Source organism: Microbacterium sp. 22215, from assembly GCF_052045655.1.
Taxonomy (GTDB): Bacteria; Actinomycetota; Actinomycetes; order Actinomycetales; family Microbacteriaceae; genus Microbacterium; species Microbacterium phyllosphaerae.
In genome coordinates, this window is record NZ_JBQEPC010000003.1 from 329,913 (window position 1) to 348,494 (window position 18,582).

An 18,582-nucleotide genomic window follows, 5' to 3' on the forward strand; every position below is an offset into this window, starting at 1 on the left:
TTCCGCCGGTAGGCTCGCCGCATGTCAGGGCCTCTCGACGACCCGAAGCGCGCAACGCTCGCGCGCCATGCCGACCTGCCGACACCCAGCCCGCTGTCGACACTTCTCCGGCTGCTCGGCGTGGCCCTCGGAGTCCTGGTGGTCTCCTCCGTCGCCGTTGCGAGCTTCATCGTGATCGACGTGCTGAACCGGGTCGGGGAGGGCGCGATCGCTCTCGAGGATGATGTCGAGATCGCTCCCCCGTCACTGGGCGCCTACCCGAGCGACAAGGCTTTCAGCATACTCATCGTCGGCACGGACGAGTGCGGCGACGTCTCGACGAAGCTCCTCGGTGAGCGCTGCGAGAAGGCCGACGAGGGCAGCCGGAACGATGTGAACCTGCTCGTCCACGTCTCGGCCGCACCGCGAAACGTCACGGTGGTCTCGTTCCCGCGTGACCTGGGAGTCGAGGTGCCCGAGTGCACGAGGCAGGACGGCTCGACCGCGTCGTCGATGGCCAAGGCCTCCATCAACTCCCTCTTCGATCACGCCGGCGCGTCCTGCATCGTGAAGACCGTGAGCGATCTCAGCGGGCTTCCGATCGAGTTCGCGGCGAAGATCAGCTTCGACGGGGTGATCGCCATCACCGACGCGATCGGCGGCGTCGAGGTGTGCGTCGCCGGCGACGGCATCCATGACACGCTCGCGGGCATCGATCTGCCCGTCGGCACCCACACCGTCTCCGGTGCGAGCGCGCTGGCGTTCATCCGCACCCGACACGGTGTCGGCGACGAGAGCGACCTCGCGCGAATCTCGAATCAGCAGCAGTACATGTCGCGACTCGCCAAGAAGATCCTCAGTGCGGAGACGCTGACGGATCCGGCGAAGGTGCTGCGGCTGATGAACACCGTCGCTGACAACATCGTGCCGAGCGAGTCGTTGAGCAATGCACTGACCCTGACCCAACTGGCGCTCGCATTGAAGGATGTGCGGTTCTCGGACTTCGTCTTCGTGCAGTACCCCAACCTCGAGGATCCCGACGACAGCGACAAGGTCGTGCCGAACTACGATGCGGCCGAACCGCTCTGGGCGGCGCTCGTCGCGGGGGAGCCCATCGCACTCTCGGGCGATGTCTCGACGCACAGAAGCGTGGAGCTCGCGACGCCCGCCCCGTCCGAGGGCACGACGGAGACCCCTGCGCCCACCCAGACACCCGAGACGCGGGCGACGCTGCCTCCGGAGATCTCGGGGCAGAGCGTCGACCAGGACACCTGCTCGGTCGGCAACCAGGCGAAGTGAGCGCGTAGTCTCGGAGCATGGGCAGGACGCGAGCGCGAGACACGGAGCATCCGCAGGCCAGACTCGACCACGGCGGCATCGCGCGGATCATCCCGTCGGAGTTCACGAGCGGATTCGAGCTCATCGTCGACGACACCCCGCAGTCGCACGTCGACCTGGATGACCCGACGCACCTGCATTTCGAGTACATCGTGCGCATGGGCGCCGTGATCGACCAGCTTCCGGCCGGTCCTCTCACGGCCGTGCATCTGGGCGCGGGCGCCCTGACGATACCCCGCTACATCGACGCCACGAGACCCGGCTCCCGGCAGCAGGTCATCGAGCTCGAGGCGCCGTTGGTGACGCTCGTGCGCGAGAATCTGCCCCTGCCCAAGGGTGCGGCGATCCGATTGCGGATCGGCGACGCGCGTGAGGGCATCACACGACTGCCCCCGGCCATCGTCGGCAGCTGCGATCTCGTCGTCTCCGACGTCTACTCCGGCGCTCGGACACCCGCACATCTGACGAGTCTGGAGTTCTATCACGAGCTCTCCGCCCTCCTCTCCCCCGGCGGCGTGCTGCTCGTGAACGTCGCCGACGGCCCCGGCCTCGCCTTCGCCCGACGCCAGGTCGCGACGATCGCAGAGGTGCTCCCCGAGATCGGAGTGCTCGCCGACACCCAGGTGCTCAAGGGGCGCCGCTTCGGCAACCTCGTGATCGCGGCCTCCGCCGCCCCGCTCCCCACCGAATGGCTTCCGCGGATGCTGGCCGCAGGGCCGCATCCGGCGAAGATCGCCCAGGGCGCAGAGGTGACCGCGTTCGTCCAGGGCGCACGGGTGGTGACGGACGCGGATGCCGTCGCATCGCCGCGTCCCGATGCATCGCTGTTCCTGCGCTGAAGGCGCGGATCCGGTTCCGGATGCGGAGCCCGTGGGGCGTGCCGCCCCGACGACGAGACGGTCGCGAGGCACACTGGACGGGGGACGCTGCGGAAGGAGAGCAATGAGTTTCATCCAGGGATACGACCAGGAGAGCCTTCGCGAGCTGGTCGACCTCGATGAGTGTTCGGCACGACTGGAGGAGATCGAGAACCAGCGGAGCCTTCCGGCTCTGCTCGAACGGGTCTGGCTCCTCAAGGTGCTGGATCGACTCGACGAAGCTCTGCCGCTGGCCGATGAGGCCGTGCGCCAGTCGCGGATGGCGGGCACCCGCAAGGACGTCCTCCGCGCACGGGTCCTGCACGCGACCGTCCTCCAGCACCGCGGCGCCCACGCCGCCGCCGAGCAGGAGCTCGCCACGTGCGCCGCCGAGGCCGAAGGGCAGCGCTGGGCGTCGATCGCCGCGTTCGCCCACCACCACCACGGTAAGAACGCCTACGAAGCCGGCGACTACGAGACGGCCCGTGAGAGCTTCAAACAGTCCCTGTTCCTGCGGCGGGAAGCCGGAGCCCAGGATCGTGAGCTCGAGACCGTGCTCCTCGCGATCGAGGCCGCCGAGCGACGACGCACATCGCAGCTGGTCGCCGGCTGACGCGCCCCTGCCCGCGATGTCGGCGGCATGGTTTAGCCTGATCGCATGGCCGAACTTGACCGTGTGCGCGTCTGGGGCGAAGCACTGATCACGATGCATCTCGACGACAGCTGGTCGTTCGACTTCGACCATGCGAAACGTCGTGCGGGGCAGTGCGACTATTCGAAGAAGCGCATCACCGTGTCACGATATCTGGCCGCGCGGTTCGACGACGACGAGATCCACCAGGTGCTGCTGCACGAGGTCGCGCACGCACTGGCCGGGCATGAGGCGGGGCACGGCTCCGCGTGGAAGCGTGTGGCCCGCGATCTCGGCTACGTGGGCGGAACCACGCACCACGGCGAGACGGCCGTGGAACTCGCCCCCTGGGTGGGCCGGTGCCCGTCGGGCCACGTCACCTACCGTCATCGGCGGCCGTCTCGTGCGACCTCGTGCGCACGCTGCTCACGCTCGTACGACGCTCGCTACCTGTTCGACTGGACCCGGCGCGAGATCAGCGCCGACACCCGGCTCGCCGCCCAGATGTCACGCTGACCCGATCGGGGTCAGCGCGTCGGGGTCAGCGCGTGTGGGGGTCGGAATCCGGAACGCCGTCGGGCCCGGATGCGTCGGGCGACTGCTCCGCGACATCCTCCGACGAGGCGACCACACCGTCGTCGATCCGCTCGTCGCCGACCGCCTCGGCCGCATCCGCCCCGCCGCCCTGTCGCTCGCGGTGGGCACGCCGACGCAGCAGCGCCGCCACGGCCCGCCAGCCGACGAGGAAGATCCCGAGCACGAGGGTCGCGACGATGATGAACGCCACCTGTGCGGTGTCTCCCGAGACGACGCGCAGCAGCATCCCGCCGACGACCGTGACAGCCCAGACGACCGCGCCCCAGCCGAGTGACCACGGCCGACGCGGTCTGCCCGGAAGCAGAGCGGCGACGAGATGGCCGAGCAGGAGGGCGACGATGAACGGCCAGGCCGTGAGCAGGAATCCACCGGGATCCTCGTCGTGCGATGCACGACCGATCACGGCGAACACGAGCACCAGCACGGCGTCGAGGACGAGAGCGGGGACGAACCTCATCTCACGACCCTACGTCGGAGCGTTCGAATAGTCCGTCGGATGCCCGGCCTGTTGCCGAGTACACGGCGACCGCTCAGCCGAAGGCGACGAAGACGCCCTCACGGAGCACGGGGACGACATCATGCGCGTCGAGCTCGGCGGCACCGGCGGGCGTCACCGGGAGGAGACCCGCAGCGGTCATCCGCTCGGTCGCGGCGACTCCGTCGGCGATCTCGCGCGCTGACCCGCTGGCGTTGATCATGTGACGCAGGGCGCGCCGGAGCGCGCGGAACCCCTCGGCGGCGACGGCGGCGTCGGGTGCGGTGTGGTCGATGCCCAGGTCGGTCAGCGCGGCGACGATCGCGCCCGCGCCGAGCTGGTCCTCCACCGCGAAGCGCACGGCTCCGGCAGCGTCGGCCTCCCCCGCCGCGATCACGGCGACCGAGGTGCGCGCCTGTCTGCGCTCCTGCAGCTCGGCGATCGCTCGTGCCACCGCCGAGGCGTTGCGGAGGCATCCGAGAAGGACCACCGAATCCTTCGCAGCGGCGGCGACCGCTGCACCGTTGCGCGACCAGCGCTCGGCATCGTCGAGCGAGACCGAGGCGCCGGATGCGACGGCATCCGCCACGGTCGACGAGAACCGCAGGACGTCGACCACCACGACGACGTCGGCGGGCGCGAGACGCCCGAGTCCCTCGACACCCCACTCGAGGCGCACCTGATACGTGGACTGATCGAACGGAGACGGCATCCGTCCAGCCTAGGACGAGCCCGTGCACGACCATGCCCCGATGACGGCTCGTGTCATCGGGGCATGGGTGACGGCGAACGGATCAGTCCGCGGCCAGCGCCTCCACAGGCGCCACACGGGTGGCGAGCCTGGTCGGGGCGGCGGCCGCGACCAGGGTGAGCACGGCCGTCGCGACGACGATGATCACGATGGGCAGCCACGGCACATGCGGCGCGACGAGGCCCGCCGGTTCGAAGTCCGGAAGCGTCGGCGTGGAGCCGAGCAGCGACTGCGCGGCGATCCACCCGTAGACCGTCCCGAGCACGAGACCGGTCAGAGTGGCCGCCACCGTGATGTGCGCGGCCTCGAGCAGCACCATGCGGCGCACCTGGCCGTTGGACAGACCGATGGAGCGCAGCAGTCCGAGCTCGCGACGGCGCTGGACGACTCCGATCGTCAGCAGGTTGACCAGACCGACCGCCGCGATCACCGCAGACACGGCGACGAGCACCATCATCACCGCGGCGAAGGCGTCGAACGGCGTGAAGAACTCGGCCGGCGTCTCGCCGTCGACCTGACTGATCAGCATCTGCTTGACCGATTCGAGCGCGACGGCGAACATCGTGACCAGGGTGACCCCCATGACCACGCCGATGGCCATGCGCGACGAGCGCTCGGGGTAGCGCAGCGCGTTCTCGGCGGCGAGCCGGGCGGTGGCGCTCGACCCGAACATCCGCCCCACCAGTCGCAGTACGGGCGGCATGAACAGCACCGCTCCGAGCGCGAGACCGGTGAACGACAGCAGCCCGCCGACGAACGCGATGACGACACCGAGCGGATGCACCAGCCCCACGACGACACCGGCCGCGAGCAGGAACGCCCCGGCAACGAGCAGCACCCAGGCACCGACGTGACGGCCTGCGCGCGAGACCTCGTCGTGCGTGCGCTCGACCGAGCCGCCGATCGCCTGCAGCGGCGTGACGTCGAGCACCCGGCGCGACCCCGCCCAGGCAGCAGCCCAGGTCGTGAGGGCGACGCCGACAGCCGGCAGCGCGATGAAGGGCTGTGCGAGCGAGAAGCCCTCGGGAACGTTCGCGATCAGTTGGGAGCCGATCTGCACGCCGACCGCGGCGATCAGGAGACCGGCCAGCAGCCCCAGTGCGGCGCCGATGACGCCGACGACGAATCCCTGCGTGCCCACCTCCGCGCGCTGTGACCGAGCGGTCGCACCGATCAGGCGCATGAGCGCGATCTGACGTGTGCGGCCGGCGATGATCGTCGAGAACGTGTTGGCGGTGACGATCGCCGCGACGTACATCGCGACTCCCGTGAGAAGGACGGAGAGCAGGCCGACGATGAAGGCGAGGGTCTCGCTGTCGCCGATGAACGGGTCGGCCTGCAGCACGGCGCCGAGGTACGCGGTGGTCTCGACCAGCACGACTCCGAAAGCGGCCGAGAGAGCGGCGACGAGGATGCTTGCGCCCATGCCCCGGTCACGCAACCATCCCAGGCGCGGTCCCGTCGCCGCGGTCTGCGGGACGACCGTGCGGATCGGGGAGTCGACGGCGGTCATGCCGCCACCTCGGCAGCGAGCATGTAGGCCGAGATCTCCTCGGCGCTCTGACGGGGGTGGTCGGCGACGATGCGTCCGTCGCCGAGGAACAGCACCCGATCCGCGTGACTTGCCGCGATCGCGTCATGGGTGACCATCGCGATGGACTGCCCGTGCTCGCGGCTCGCGGCGGCGAGCAGCTGCAGCACCTCTCGCCCGGTCTTCGAGTCGAGGTTCCCGGTCGGCTCATCGGCGAACACGAGGTCGGGTGCCGTCGCCAACGCCCGCGCGATCGCGACACGCTGCTGCTGGCCGCCCGAGAGCTGATGCGGACGATGCTGCAGCCGCGAGCCGAGCCCGAGGGTCTCGATCAGACCGTCGATGCGGGCCTTCTCGATCGCGCTCGGGCGCCGCCCGTCGAGTTCGAACGGCAGCATGATGTTGCCGTGCGCCGTGAGAGTGGGCACGAGGTTGAAGGCCTGGAAGATGAACCCGACGCGACGGCGTCGCAGGATCGTCAGATCGAGGTCGCCGAGGCCCGTGATCTCGGTGTCACCGATCCACGCTCGCCCCTGCGTCGGGCTGTCGAGCCCCGCCATGATGTGCATCAGCGTGGATTTGCCCGAGCCGGAGGGGCCCATGATCGCGGTGAACTGACCGCGGCGGATGCCGACGCTGACGTCGTCGAGCGCGCGGACGGTGCTTTCGCCTGCGCCGTAGGTCTTGTCGAGGTGCTGGACGCGGGCCGCGAGGCCGAGGTCTGTGGTCGTGATCTCCATGTCTTCGACGCTACGGAGCACGACCACCCTGCCGCGTCGCCCTTACGGCGCATCCGCATACATCGCAAGGATGATCTCGAGACGCCGCGTGTCGTGTTCAGGCGAGTCCGTGCTCGAACGCGAACACCACGAGCTGCACTCGATCGCGCAGCGTCAGCTTCGTGAGGATGCGGCTGATGTGGGTCTTCACGGTGGCCTCGCTGAGGTACTCACGGGCGGCGATCTCGGAGTTGGACAGGCCCCTCGCCGCCAGGGCGAAGATCTCGCGCTCTCGATCGGTCAGCGCTGCGAACTGCGCCGGCACCGGCTTCGGCGCCTCGGCGAAGTGCGCGAACAGCTCACGGGTCGCGGATGCCGCGATGACGCTCGACCCCGAATGGACGGTGCGGATCGCGGCGAGCAGGAACTCGGGATCCGCGTCCTTCAGCAGGAAGCCGCTGGCGCCCTGCCGGATCGCGCGGGCCGCCGCCTCATCGAGGTCGAACGTCGTCAGCATGACGATCCGAGGAGGGTCGGGCTGGGTCAGGATCTCGGCCGTCGCGGTGAGTCCGTCCATCACCGGCATCCTGATGTCCATCAGAACCACATCGGGGCGGGTCGCGCGGACGAGCTCGATCGCCTCCCGTCCGTCTCCGGCTTCGCCGACGACATCGATGTCGGGCTGAGAGGCGAGCAGCATCCGGATGCCGGCGCGGAACAGCGCCTGATCGTCGACGAGGACGACTCTGATCATTCGGCTTCTCCGATCGGGAGCGACGCTCGGACCACGAACTGCACGCCCTGGCGCTCCGCCTGAAGGCTACCGCCGACCAGCTGCGCACGTTCCCGCATGCCGATCAGGCCGTGTCCACCGCCGGACTGCGTCTGCTCGCGCCCGACGGTGTTGCGCACCTGGATGTCGACGCGCTCGGGAAGCCAGGCGAGGTGCACGTCGACGGCACCGTCGCCGTGCCGGATGGCGTTGGTGAGCGCCTCCTGCAGGATCCGGTAGACCGCGAGCTGGATCGCTCCGGGCGGTTCGCCGGGTGGTGTGGGGTCGACCGTGATGCGCGGCTCGATGCCCGCCTGCCGCACCTGCGCGAAAAGGGCTTCGAGGTCGGCGAGAGTGGGCTGGGGGCCGTCGCCCTGACGGTGGCGCAGCTGGGTGAGCAACAGCCGGACGTCGCTCAACGCGCCACGGGCCGTTTGCGCGATCGTGCCCAGCGCCTCGGTGGCCACCTCCGGCTTCGCGGCCGCGGCATACCGGGCGCCGTCGGCCTGCGCGATCACCACGGCCAGCGAATGCGCGACGATGTCGTGCATGTCACGGGCGATGCGCACGCGCTCCTGCTCTTCGGCAGCGAGCGACTCCGCCTGCAGCTGAGCCGATCGTGTGCTCCGCGCCCGCAACACCACACGCCACAGCAGCCCGCACACCCAGGCGAATCCGAGCGCGAGCACGGAGACCGCGAGGAGCAGCGTGCCGGTGGTCAGCTGGTCCCACCCGCTGGCACCGGAGGCGACCCCGGTGACGACGACCAGGAAGCCAGCCGCGACGAACCCCCCGAAGAGCGCTGATCCGAACCCCCACCACAGCACGGCCCGTGAGCCCCAGGCGGCGGTCGCGTACAGCACGAGAAGTATCGCGAGGTCGATGGGCAGGGGACCGTATCCGGCGAGCATCTGGACGATCGCTCCCGCCCAGGCCGCGGCGAGCGCGAGCCCCGGCGCGAGCCTGCCGATCGCCACACCGCCGAACATCAGGATGCCCGGCACCACGACTGCCACGACCGCCATCCCGTCGACACCCTCGCCGAGGGCCCCGGGGCCGTAGAACACGATCGAGAACGGGGTCAGGATGACGAAGAGCAGCGCCGCCCCGACGATGTCGAGGATCAGCGCCGTGCGGGAGAGCGGGCGGATCACTCTTCCACGCTACGCGGCACGGCTTCCGCCCCGCATCCGCCTGCAGATGTATCCACCGGGTGGATCAGGCGCGCGCGATGATCTCCCCGTGCGGCACGAGATACCAGCCGTCGCCGTCGTCAGCCCAGCGCTTCCAGGCGTCGCTGATCGCCTGCAGGTCTGCGGACGTCGCCATGTCGCTGTCGACCAGCTGCCGGGCGAGCGCGGACTCGAGGATGCGGTCGGCCCACATGCCTCCCCACCAGGCGCGGTCCTCCGGTGTCGCGTACGTCCAGTTCGAGGTCGTCGCCGTGACGTCGTCGAATCCGGCTGCCCGCGCCCAGGCGAGCAGGCGCCGCCCTGCATCGGGCTCGCCGCCGTTCGCTCGCGCCGCCCGTCGGTAGAGGTCGAGCCACCGGTCGAGTTCCGGGAGCACCGGGAACCAGATGAAGCCGGCGTAGTCGGCGTCGCGCACGGCGACGATCCCGCCGGGTGTCGTCACCCGACGCATCTCTCGGAGCGCCTGCACCGGATCGCCGACGTGCTGCAGCACCTGGTGCGCGTGCACGATGTCGAAGCTGTCGTCGGCGAAGCTCAGTGAGTGCACATCCTCGACGCAGAAGTCGAGGTTCGTGAGCCCCTTGCTCGCGGCGAGATCGCGCGACAGCGAGAGGGCGTTCGCGTCGATCTCGGTCGCCGTGACGTGACCGACGACGCCGGCGAAGTCGACCGTGATGCTGCCGGGGCCCGCTCCGACATCGAGGAGTCGTGCGCCCGCGGTGAGGTGCGGTCGCAGGTACTCCGCCGAGTTCGCGATGGTGCGGCTGCTGTGCGAGCGGAGGACGGTCTCGTGATGTCCGTGCGTGTAGGTGGCCATGCCCCACTCTGGCAGGAGAGCTCCCGCCGCGGCGAATCGACCGTCAGTGCAGTTCTGCGACAGCTCGCCTGATGGACTCGCGGTCAGGCTTTCCTGACGAGAGCACGTCGAGCTCGTCGACGAGGATCAGCCGCGCGGGTCGGGCGTGCTTGCCCAGCTCTTCCGCGACCACGTCACGCGCGTGCGACAGCTGCTCGGACTCGCTGCGCCGCAGCGCTTCGCCCCGAGGCGCCACGATCACCGATGCCTCGCCCCAGCGCTCGTCCTCGACACCCACCACGACCGCTCCCGTGAGACCGGGGATCCGGCGCACGAGCCTCTCGACCCGGTCGAGGGAGACGTTGATGCCGCCGGAGACGATCACGTTGTCCGCGCGACCGTGCACCCGCACCACACCGTCGTCGAGAAGCCCGAGATCACCCGTGTGGTACCAGCGGATGCCGTGCTCGTCGCGCGAGAAGTTCTTCGCCGTGAGCTCTCCGTCGCCCAGGTACCCGTCGGCGAGCATCGGGCCCGCGATGCGCAGCTCGCCGTCGACGGTGCGCACGCCGACGGTGTCGAGCGGCACGCCGTCGTACACGCATCCTCCGCTGGTCTCCGTGGATCCGTACGTACGCACGAGGCGGACTCCGAGATCTGCGGCACGATCGCGCAACGGCTCCGGCAGCGCCTGCCCTCCGACGAGGATCGCACGGTACGCCCTCAGGGCGGCGAGCACAGGGCCGTCATCCGCCGCATCGAGCAGGGTCGAGAGCTGCGCGGGGACGAGAGACGTGTAGAGGTCGGGGATCGAGCCTGATGCCGCGGACGACGGACGGAGCATCGACAGGGTCGACTCTGCGAAGGATGCGGGTGAGAACCGGCCGCTCAGCGCGACCGGATGCGTGCCCGCGACCAGCGACCGTACGATGACCTGGAGCCCCGCGACGTAGCCCGCGGGCAGAGCGAGCAGCCAGCGGCCGGCGCCGATCCTCGCTGCCGTGGCATCCGCGCTCGCGCGCAGAGCCTCGCCACTCAGGGCGACCCGCTTGGGGATGCCGCTCGACCCCGAGGTCGCGATCACGACCGCAGTGCCTTCGGGAACCCAACTCGGGGCGTCGCCGAGCATGCCGAATCCGAGCGCAGGCCCGCCGTCGAGCGCGCGCTCGAGAGCGTCACGGAGCTCGGCCGGATCCTCGGCATCCGTCGATCTCAACGCGACCATGTGATTCCCGTTCCGCTCCGCAGTGTCAGGCGTTCAGTAGTGCCAGGGGAAGGACGTCCAGTCCGGATCCCGCTTCTCGAGGAACGAGTCGCGCCCCTCCACAGCCTCGTCGGTGCCGTAGGCGAGACGCGTGGCCTCGCCCGCGAACACCTGCTGGCCGACGAGTCCGTCATCGACCGCGTTGAAGGCGAACTTCAGCATCCGGATCGCGGTCGGCGATTTGGTGAGCACGGTACGCGCCATCTTCAGCGCCTCGCGCTCGAGCTCGGCGTGCGGCACGACGCGGTTCACCGCACCGGCCTCGTAGGCACGCTGCGCCGAGTACTCCTCGGCGAGGAAGAACACCTCTCGCGCGAACTTCTGCCCCGTCTGCCGCGCCATGTAGGCCGAGCCGTAGCCGGCGTCGAAGCTGCCCACGTCGGCGTCGGTCTGCTTGAACCGCGCCTCCTCGGCCGACGCGATCGTGAGATCGCACACGACGTGCAGCGAGTGTCCGCCGCCCGCCGCCCACCCAGGGACGACCGCGATGACGACCTTGGGCATGAAGCGGATGAGCCGCTGCACCTCGAGGATGTGCAGTCGGCCGGCTCGCGCCGGGTCGTGCACGGTCGTCTCATCGTCGGAGTACTTGTAGCCGTCGCGTCCGCGGATGCGCTGGTCGCCCCCGGAGCAGAAGGCCCAGCCGCCGTCCTTCGGGCTCGGGCCGTTGCCCGTCAGCAGCACGGCTCCGATACGGGGGTTCTGCCTCGCGTCATCGAGCGCACGGTACAGCTCGTCGACCGTGTGCGGTCGGAAGGCGTTGCGCACCTCAGGACGGTTGAACGCGATCCGCGCGACTCCGCCGTCGGTGCTCACGTGGGCGGTGATGTCGGTGTAGTCCTCGGCACCGGGCGCGAGCACCCATTCGTCCGGGTCGAACAGGTCTGAGACGAATGCGCTGGTCACAGCATCCAGCCTATTCCTGCGCAGGTTGCAGACCGAGACGGCGCCTCTCGACACGATGCTCGGGTTCCGCCCGAGCGAGCGACTCGGCGAACTGCAGAGGCGACCGATCTGACTCACTGCCTTCGGCACGGCGGATGCCATCGGCTCGCCCGCACAGAGCAGAATGAGCACATGCTCCCACCGCTCGCAGACCTGCTCAGCTCGGCCCGGATCGTCGCTCTGCCGATGCACACCCGATTCCGCGGCGTCGACACCAGGGAGGCGCTGCTCTTCGAGGGACCGCAGGGGTGGGCCGAGTTCTCACCGTTCCTCGAGTACGAGGATGCGGAGGCGGCGACCTGGCTCGCCGCGGCGATCGACTTCGCCTGGAGACCGCAGCCCGAACCTCTCCGCGAGCGGATCGGGGTCAACGCCACGATTCCTGCGATCGACGCCTCCCGGGTACCCGAGGTGCTGGCGCGATTCGCCGGCTGCCGCACCGCCAAGGTCAAGGTCGCCGAACCCGGGCAGACTCTCGCCGACGACATCGCACGGGTGCGAGCGGTGCGCGAGGCCATGGGGCCCGAGGGTCGCATCCGCGTCGACGCCAACGGACTGTGGAACGTCGATGAGGCCGAGCACGCGGTGCACGCGCTCAACGAGTTCGACCTCGAGTACGTCGAGCAGCCGTGCGCCACGATGCCCGAGCTCGCCGAGCTGCGCACGCGGGTGAAGTACATGGGCATCCCGGTCGCCGCCGATGAGAGCATCCGCAAGTCGTCCGACCCGCTCGCCGTCGCTCGCGAGAAGGCCGCCGACCTGCTCGTGATCAAGGCCCAGCCGCTCGGCGGCATCACGCACGCACTGCAGATCATCACGGCCGCGGGCCTGCCCGTGGTCGTCTCGAGCGCGCTGGACACCGCGATCGGGCTCTCGCAGGGCGCCGCGCTGGCTGCAGCCCTGCCGACCCTCGACTACGACTGCGGCCTCGGCACCGCCTCGCTGTTCCTCGACGACGTCGCCGACCTCCGTCCGGTCGACGGCTCGATCCCCGCGGCGCGGGTCACGCCCGATGAGGCGGCGCTCACCCGCCTTGCGGCATCGAGCGACCGCCGCGACTGGTGGCTCGAACGCCTCGCGCGGTGCTACGCCGTGCTCGACGCACGCTGATCGACGCTCATCTGCATGCCGAGAACACGGATGCAGGTCGAAACGGGCCCTTTCGGCATGCAGGTGTGATCTCGGCATGCATCTGCGGGCCCCGGGTCACTCGGCGAGCAGCAGCTGCACGAGCCTGCCCAGCTCCTCGCTGCCGGAGTGGCGCAGCTGATCGGAGTCCTGCCCGGCCATCGCGCCACGAACCGTCATCCCCTCCCAGATGATCATGAGCATGCGCGCGGCCTCTTCAGCAGGAACCTTCAGCTCGAGCGAGCTCACCGAGACGATGTCGGTGATGATCGTCGCGATGCTCGAGACCATCTCGCGCTCCTGCACGAGGTAGGCGGCGCCGAACTGCGCGTCCCGCAGAGCGCGGATGCGGATCTCGCTCATGAGCATCACGCCGAGGCGGTCGTCGCCGCCGGCATCCATGATCTGCTGCACCAGCTCGACCGGGTCGCATCCTTCGGAGAGACCGCCGTCCGCGGCGATCTCCTCGACACGGGCGCGCACGGCACTGACGCGCTGCTCGGCGACGCTCCCGGCGAGCATCAGGAACAGCTCGTCCTTCGACTCGAAGTTCGAATAGAACGCGCCGCGCGTGAACCCGGCGCGGTCGCAGACCGCCTCGACGGATGCTCCGTCGAGGCCGACCTCGGCGAAGACCTGGGCTGCGGCATCCAGAAGCCTGGCTCGCGTGTTCTCGCGACTGCGGGTGGCGGGCGTCGTCATCGAATCCTCCTGCCTCTCATTCTCACACCCCGTACACAGACTCCGGGGCTCGGATCACCTTACGATACATCTATGTATTGGATACACCTGTGTATCCAGCCCGCATTCCCTGAGGAGTTCCGTGTCCACCCTCCTGTCTTCGCTCGGCCGCTGGTCGTACCGCCACCCGTGGCGCGTCCTCGTCTCCTGGCTCCTCGCGCTCGGCATCGCCGGAGCCGGCGCACTCGTGCTCGGAGCGGGCACCGACAACTCCTTCTCGATCCCCGGAACCGAGTCCCAGGCCGGTCTCGAGCAGCTCAACCGATCGTTCCCTCAGGTCAGCGGAACCAGTGCGCAGATCATCGTGGTCGCGGCTGACGGCGACTCCATCACCGACGACGCCTATCGGAACGACATCGAGGATGCCGTCGCCGAGCTCGCCGATCTCGACGACTCCGTGCTCTCGGCCACCTCGCCGTTCGATGAGATGGTCAGCGGCATGATCAACGACGACGAGACCGCCGGGATCATCCGCATGCAGTTCGACGGCCAGGCGAGCGACGTGTCGGACAAGACGCAGGACGACCTCCGGGCGGTCGTCTCCGATCTCGCCGACGAGCTCCCCGCAGGCTCCCAGACCGCGCTCGGCGGCGACCTCTTCGCGACGTCGATCCCCGGAGTCACCCTCACCGAGGCGGTGGGTCTTCTCATCGCCCTGCTCGTGCTGATCGTGACGTTCCGCTCGTTCGTCGTCGCAGGGCTGCCGCTGCTCACCGCCATCCTCGGTGTGGGCATCTCGATGGCCGGCATCTTCGCGGCCACCGCCTTCGCCACCGTCTCGTCGACCACACCCCTGCTCGCGCTCATGCTCGGGCTCGCGGTCGGCATCGACTATGCGCTGTTCATCATGGCCAGGCATCAGGATCAGGTCCGCGAGGGTGTCGACCCCGAGGAGTCGACGGCCCGCGCCGTGGGCACCGCAGGCTCGGCCGTCGTGTTCGCCGGCGTCACGGTGCTCATCGCCCTGATCGGCCTCGGCTTCGCCGGCATCCCGTTCCTCACGACCATGGGCATCGCCGCGTCGGCAGCCGTCGCCGTCGCCGTCGCGATCGCGGTGACGCTCACTCCTGCTCTGCTCGGCTTCATGAAGGGTCGCGTCGCAGGGCGCCCCCGGAAGGCACCGAAGGCGAAGGAAGGGAAGCCTGCTCCCGCCCCTCGCCGCCGCTTCAGCGAGCGCTGGGTGACCGGAGTGACCAAGCGCCCGATCCTCGTCTCTCTCGCCGTGGTCATCGGTCTCGGCATCGTCGCGGTGCCGGCGCTGAGCCTGAACCTCGCCCTGCCCAACGCCGGCGTACTCCCCAAAGACTCCGAGGCCCGTCAGAGCTACGACCTCGTCGGCGAGGAGTTCGGCCCCGGTTTCAACGGCCCGCTGATCCTGACCGGCACGATCGTCACGTCCACCGATCCGGTGACCCTGATGGACGATCTCGGCGACGCAGTGGCCGAGATCGACGGCGTGAAGGAGGTCGCCCTCTCGACCCCGAACGAGACGGCCGACACCGGCATCGTGCAGATCATTCCCGAGACGGCCGCAGACGACCCGGCGACCGCGGATCTCGTGCGGGAGCTGCGATCGCACCACGACGAGTGGCTCGACGAGTTCGGCATCGACCTGAAGGTCACCGGATTCACCGCCGTGGGCATCGACATCTCCGACCAGCTCGGAAACGCCCTGCTCCCCTTCGGCATCTTCGTGATCGGCCTGTCGCTCGTGCTGCTCACGATCGTGTTCCGCTCGCTCTGGGTGCCGATCACGGCAGCCGCCGGCTATCTGCTGTCGATCGTCGCCGGATTCGGCGTCGTCGGTGCGGTGTTCGAGTGGGGCTGGTTCGCCGATCTCCTGCACGTCGCGAAGGTCGGGCCGATCATCAGCTTCATGCCGATCATCCTGATGGGCGTGCTGTTCGGCCTCGCGATGGACTACCAGGTCTTCCTCGTGTCGCGCATGCGAGAGGACTTCGTGCACGACCCCGAGGGGAAGAGCCCCGATCGGGCGACCCGTCGCGCCGCCGCTCTGCGTGCCGTGCGCAGCGGCTTCACCGGATCGGCCAAGGTCGTGACGGCAGCCGGACTCATCATGTTCGCGGTGTTCGTGGCGTTCGTGCCCGAGGGCGACTCGTCGCTCAAGCCGATCGCGCTGGGCCTCGCCGCCGGTATCGCGATCGACGCGTTCCTCGTGCGGATGACGCTCATCCCCGCACTGATGGCGATCCTCGGTGAGCGCGCCTGGGAGATCCCGGCGTGGCTGGAGAAGATCCTGCCCAGCGTCGACATCGAGGGCGAGGCGGTCGAGCGCGAGCGCCATCTGGCCGCGTGGCCCGGAGACGACTCGGTCGTCGCGGCCGACGAACTGACGATCGCGGATGCCGGCATCGACGGGCTCCACGTCCGCCTCGCTCCGGGTGCGGCCGCGGTGTTGACCGGATCCTCACCCGGCGCGCTGCGCGCCCTGTCGCTGAGCATCGCAGGCCGCGCGACACCCGACGACGGTCGCCTCCGGGTAGCGGGCCACCTGCTTCCCGGCCGCGCCGCCTGGGTGCGCGCGCATGTCGGTGCGGTGATGATCACGGATGCGGGCGATCTGTCGACCGATCTGTCCGAGGCTCTGCGAGGACGCCCCGCCCTCGTCGTGATCGACGGCATCGATCGCCTGGCGCCCTCCGAGCGCGACCAGCTCGCCGCCCGCCTGCGCGATGCGCGCCGCTCGACCGCGGTGCTGCTGACCGCGCTCACTCCCGAGATCGCCCTCGACGTTCTCACGGACGCCGGGCGTGGCCCCGCCGACGTGATCGACATCGACGCACCCGCCGCACTCTCTTCCGCGCCCCACAGCGCCGACGAATCCTCCGAATCGACCGAGGTGACCGCATGACCCTCCCCATCGAGCGCGCACGCTCACGCAAGCCCATCACGTGGCTGACCATCCTCGGCATCCTGCTGCTGCCCGCGGCTGTCGGCGGCATCCTGGTCGCCGCGTTGCAGAATCCGACCGAGCGACTCGACTCGATGACCGCTGCGATCGTCAACCTCGACGACCCCGTCGAGATCGACGGACAGCTCACCCCCCTCGGACGCCAGCTCGCCTCTGGTCTCGTCGAGGGCTCGGACGACCTCGACTCGAACCTCACCTGGGTGATCTCGAACGAGGATGACGCTGCCGAGGGACTCGCCGACGGCTCCTACCAGGCGGTCATCACGATCCCCGAGGACTTTTCGGCAGCCGCGACCTCCGCGGGTCAGGCGATCTCGGACGGCGGTGGCGACGCCGAGCAGGCGACCATCAAGGTCACCACCCCCGATGACGGGCTCGTCGCCGACGACCTCATCACGAGCCAGATCGCGAACGTCGCGGCCTCGAGCATGGGCACGCTTCTCTCGGAGGCGACGACCGAGAACATCCTGGTGGGCTTCACGACGATCGGCGACCAGATCGGCGACGCGGCGGACGGAGCCGTGAAGCTGGCCAGCGGAGCACGGGATGCCGCGACGGGCGCCGCAGCCATCCCGGACGGGGCCACACAGCTGGCGTCGGGTGCCGCCGAACTCGGAACGGGAGCCTCGTCGCTCGCATCCGGTCTCGACATCCTCGCTTCGAAGACACGCGATGCCGCCGGCGGCGCATCCACTCTCGGTCAGGGCCTGACCGACGGTGCGGCGGCGCTCCAGGCCGACGGACTCGTCGCCGCCCCCGTGTACGGCGCCGCGAACGGAAGCGCTGCAGCCGCCGGCCAGGTCGTGACAGGGGCGACGGATGTGTCCGCTCAACTGAGACAGCTGATCGCGGACTGCGACACGGCGGCGACCCCCGACTTCTGCACGCAGCTCGGCGCGGCGGGCGCCGACGCCGACACTCTCACCGCCACTGCGACCGGAGCCTCCGGGGCCGCTGCAGGAACCGTGTTCGCACTGACCAAATTCGACGAGACGGCGACGGCACAACTGGCATCGCAGTTCCGCCAGGCCGGTGCCGGTGCGACGACGCTCGCCGATGGTCTGAGGCAGCTCGCCTCGGACGGTCTGGACCAGTCCGCCGCCGGTGCGCGTGCGCTGTCGACGGGAGCCGACCAGCTCTCCAGCGGTGCGACCGAACTCGCGACCGGCGCCACGGAACTCTCGACAGGGCTCGACACCCTCGCCACGGGAACCGGCGACCTCGCGGGTGGGCTGCGCACGGCATCCGATTCGCTCCCCTCGTTCAGCGACTCGGAGTCGACCTCGCTCGCGTCTGTCATCGCCGACCCGGTCGCGTCGAAGGGCGCCGACGGCACGACGATCTTCGGCCCCACCGCGATCCCGCTCCTCGCCGCCGTCGTGCTGTGGTTCGGCGCTCTCGCCTCGTTCCTCGTGATGCGCGCCCACACCGCCCGCACACTGACGTCACGCCGCTCGTCGGCCGGACTCGCGCTGCGCGCGTTCGCGCCCGCCGCGGCGATCGGTGCGGCCCAGGGTCTGCTGGTCTCTCTCATCGTGCAGATCGTGGCGAGCTACGACGCCGGCACCTGGTGGGCGTTCGCCGGCATCGCGGTGCTCGCGGGTATCGTCTTCGCTGCCGTGAACCAGGCCCTGGTCGCGGTGTTCGGCGGCATCGGACGCTGGATCAGCGCGCTCGTCGGCGTGCTCGCGATCGCGACCGGCCTGATCTCGACGGTGCCCGGGTGGCTCGCCGACATCGGTGCGGCGTTGCCGACTGCTCCGGCCTTCACCGGGCTGATCGCCGCGAACGGAGGCGCCGCCGCCGGACTCATCGTGTGGGGCGTGCTGTCGCTCGTCGCGACGACGCTGGCGGTCACGCTGCGGCGCACGACCTCGACGAAAGCGGCCCTCGCGACCGCCTGAGCATCCCGACCTCGGCTCCGATTCCGTAC

Annotated in this window: 17 protein-coding genes; 7 read left to right on the forward strand and 10 right to left on the reverse strand. The window is 69.7% G+C overall.

Features of this window, described 5'->3' with window-relative positions:
- Positions 1 to 21: 21 nt before the first annotated feature.
- From ACTJKH_RS07535 to ACTJKH_RS07550, 4 genes are all read left to right on the forward strand, one after another.
- The gene (locus tag ACTJKH_RS07535) at positions 22 to 1,278 is read left to right on the forward strand and encodes an LCP family protein (protein ID WP_440736395.1); all 1,257 of its coding nucleotides are present in this window, start codon (positions 22 to 24) and stop codon (positions 1,276 to 1,278) included.
- A 17-nt stretch (positions 1,279 to 1,295) separates the two neighbouring features.
- On the forward strand, positions 1,296 to 2,156 hold the full coding sequence (locus ACTJKH_RS07540) for a spermidine synthase (protein WP_440736396.1): 861 nt from the start codon (positions 1,296 to 1,298) through the stop codon (positions 2,154 to 2,156).
- 103 nt (positions 2,157 to 2,259) lie between these two features.
- Positions 2,260 to 2,787: a hypothetical protein gene (locus tag ACTJKH_RS07545; RefSeq protein WP_210097150.1), complete on the forward strand. Its 528-nt coding sequence runs from the start codon at positions 2,260 to 2,262 to the stop codon at positions 2,785 to 2,787.
- A gap of 45 nt (positions 2,788 to 2,832) precedes the next feature.
- Positions 2,833 to 3,321, forward strand: coding sequence for a SprT-like domain-containing protein (locus ACTJKH_RS07550; protein WP_440736397.1), 489 nt, complete (start codon positions 2,833 to 2,835; stop codon positions 3,319 to 3,321).
- Positions 3,322 to 3,346: 25 nt separating this feature from the next.
- On the opposite strand, the gene ACTJKH_RS07555 is transcribed toward ACTJKH_RS07550, so the two are convergent.
- The 9 genes from ACTJKH_RS07555 to ACTJKH_RS07595 form a co-directional block, all read right to left on the reverse strand.
- On the reverse strand, positions 3,347 to 3,859 hold the full coding sequence (locus ACTJKH_RS07555; protein ID WP_440736398.1) for a DUF3054 domain-containing protein: 513 nt from the start codon (positions 3,857 to 3,859) through the stop codon (positions 3,347 to 3,349).
- A gap of 73 nt (positions 3,860 to 3,932) precedes the next feature.
- A complete protein-coding gene (locus ACTJKH_RS07560; RefSeq protein WP_440736399.1) occupies positions 3,933 to 4,589 on the reverse strand; it encodes a 2-phosphosulfolactate phosphatase in 657 nt (218 codons plus the stop codon).
- Positions 4,590 to 4,671: 82 nt separating this feature from the next.
- Positions 4,672 to 6,141 carry an FtsX-like permease family protein gene (locus tag ACTJKH_RS07565; RefSeq protein ID WP_440736400.1) on the reverse strand — a complete coding sequence of 490 codons (1,470 nt, stop codon included), beginning with the start codon at positions 6,139 to 6,141 and terminating at the stop codon, positions 4,672 to 4,674.
- Complete coding sequence (locus ACTJKH_RS07570) at positions 6,138 to 6,899, reverse strand: ABC transporter ATP-binding protein (protein WP_210097145.1); 762 nt, start codon at positions 6,897 to 6,899, stop codon at positions 6,138 to 6,140. The genes ACTJKH_RS07565 and ACTJKH_RS07570 overlap by 4 nt, the downstream gene beginning before the upstream one ends.
- Before the next feature lie 97 nt (positions 6,900 to 6,996).
- On the reverse strand, positions 6,997 to 7,632 hold the full coding sequence (locus tag ACTJKH_RS07575) for a response regulator (RefSeq protein WP_259160292.1): 636 nt from the start codon (positions 7,630 to 7,632) through the stop codon (positions 6,997 to 6,999).
- On the reverse strand, positions 7,629 to 8,804 hold the full coding sequence (locus ACTJKH_RS07580) for an ATP-binding protein (RefSeq protein ID WP_210097143.1): 1,176 nt from the start codon (positions 8,802 to 8,804) through the stop codon (positions 7,629 to 7,631). Before ACTJKH_RS07580 ends, ACTJKH_RS07575 begins: the two co-directional genes overlap by 4 nt.
- 64 nt (positions 8,805 to 8,868) lie before the next feature.
- The gene (locus tag ACTJKH_RS07585; protein ID WP_440736401.1) at positions 8,869 to 9,660 is read right to left on the reverse strand and encodes a class I SAM-dependent methyltransferase; all 792 of its coding nucleotides are present in this window, start codon (positions 9,658 to 9,660) and stop codon (positions 8,869 to 8,871) included.
- Between the two features lie 43 nt (positions 9,661 to 9,703).
- Positions 9,704 to 10,864 (reverse strand): AMP-binding protein, encoded by a 1,161-nt coding sequence (locus ACTJKH_RS07590; RefSeq protein WP_440736402.1) that lies wholly within the window; start codon positions 10,862 to 10,864, stop codon positions 9,704 to 9,706.
- Positions 10,865 to 10,897: 33 nt separating this feature from the next.
- Positions 10,898 to 11,809, reverse strand: a complete 912-nt coding sequence (locus ACTJKH_RS07595; RefSeq protein ID WP_056515875.1) for a 1,4-dihydroxy-2-naphthoyl-CoA synthase — start codon at positions 11,807 to 11,809, stop codon at positions 10,898 to 10,900.
- A 171-nt stretch (positions 11,810 to 11,980) separates the two neighbouring features.
- On the opposite strand from ACTJKH_RS07595, the gene ACTJKH_RS07600 reads away from it, so the two are divergent.
- A complete protein-coding gene (locus ACTJKH_RS07600; RefSeq protein ID WP_440736403.1) occupies positions 11,981 to 12,958 on the forward strand; it encodes an o-succinylbenzoate synthase in 978 nt (325 codons plus the stop codon).
- Positions 12,959 to 13,054: 96 nt separating this feature from the next.
- Here ACTJKH_RS07600 and ACTJKH_RS07605 read toward each other — a convergent pair whose 3' ends face one another.
- Positions 13,055 to 13,678 (reverse strand): TetR/AcrR family transcriptional regulator, encoded by a 624-nt coding sequence (locus tag ACTJKH_RS07605; RefSeq protein WP_210097138.1) that lies wholly within the window; start codon positions 13,676 to 13,678, stop codon positions 13,055 to 13,057.
- A 121-nt stretch (positions 13,679 to 13,799) separates the two neighbouring features.
- Between ACTJKH_RS07605 and ACTJKH_RS07610 the strand changes: the two genes are divergently transcribed.
- Both ACTJKH_RS07610 and ACTJKH_RS07615 read left to right on the forward strand, forming a co-directional pair.
- The gene (locus ACTJKH_RS07610; protein ID WP_440736404.1) at positions 13,800 to 16,589 is read left to right on the forward strand and encodes an MMPL family transporter; all 2,790 of its coding nucleotides are present in this window, start codon (positions 13,800 to 13,802) and stop codon (positions 16,587 to 16,589) included.
- Positions 16,586 to 18,553: a YhgE/Pip domain-containing protein gene (locus tag ACTJKH_RS07615; RefSeq protein ID WP_440736405.1), complete on the forward strand. Its 1,968-nt coding sequence runs from the start codon at positions 16,586 to 16,588 to the stop codon at positions 18,551 to 18,553. Before ACTJKH_RS07610 ends, ACTJKH_RS07615 begins: the two co-directional genes overlap by 4 nt.
- Positions 18,554 to 18,582 lie beyond the last annotated feature (29 nt).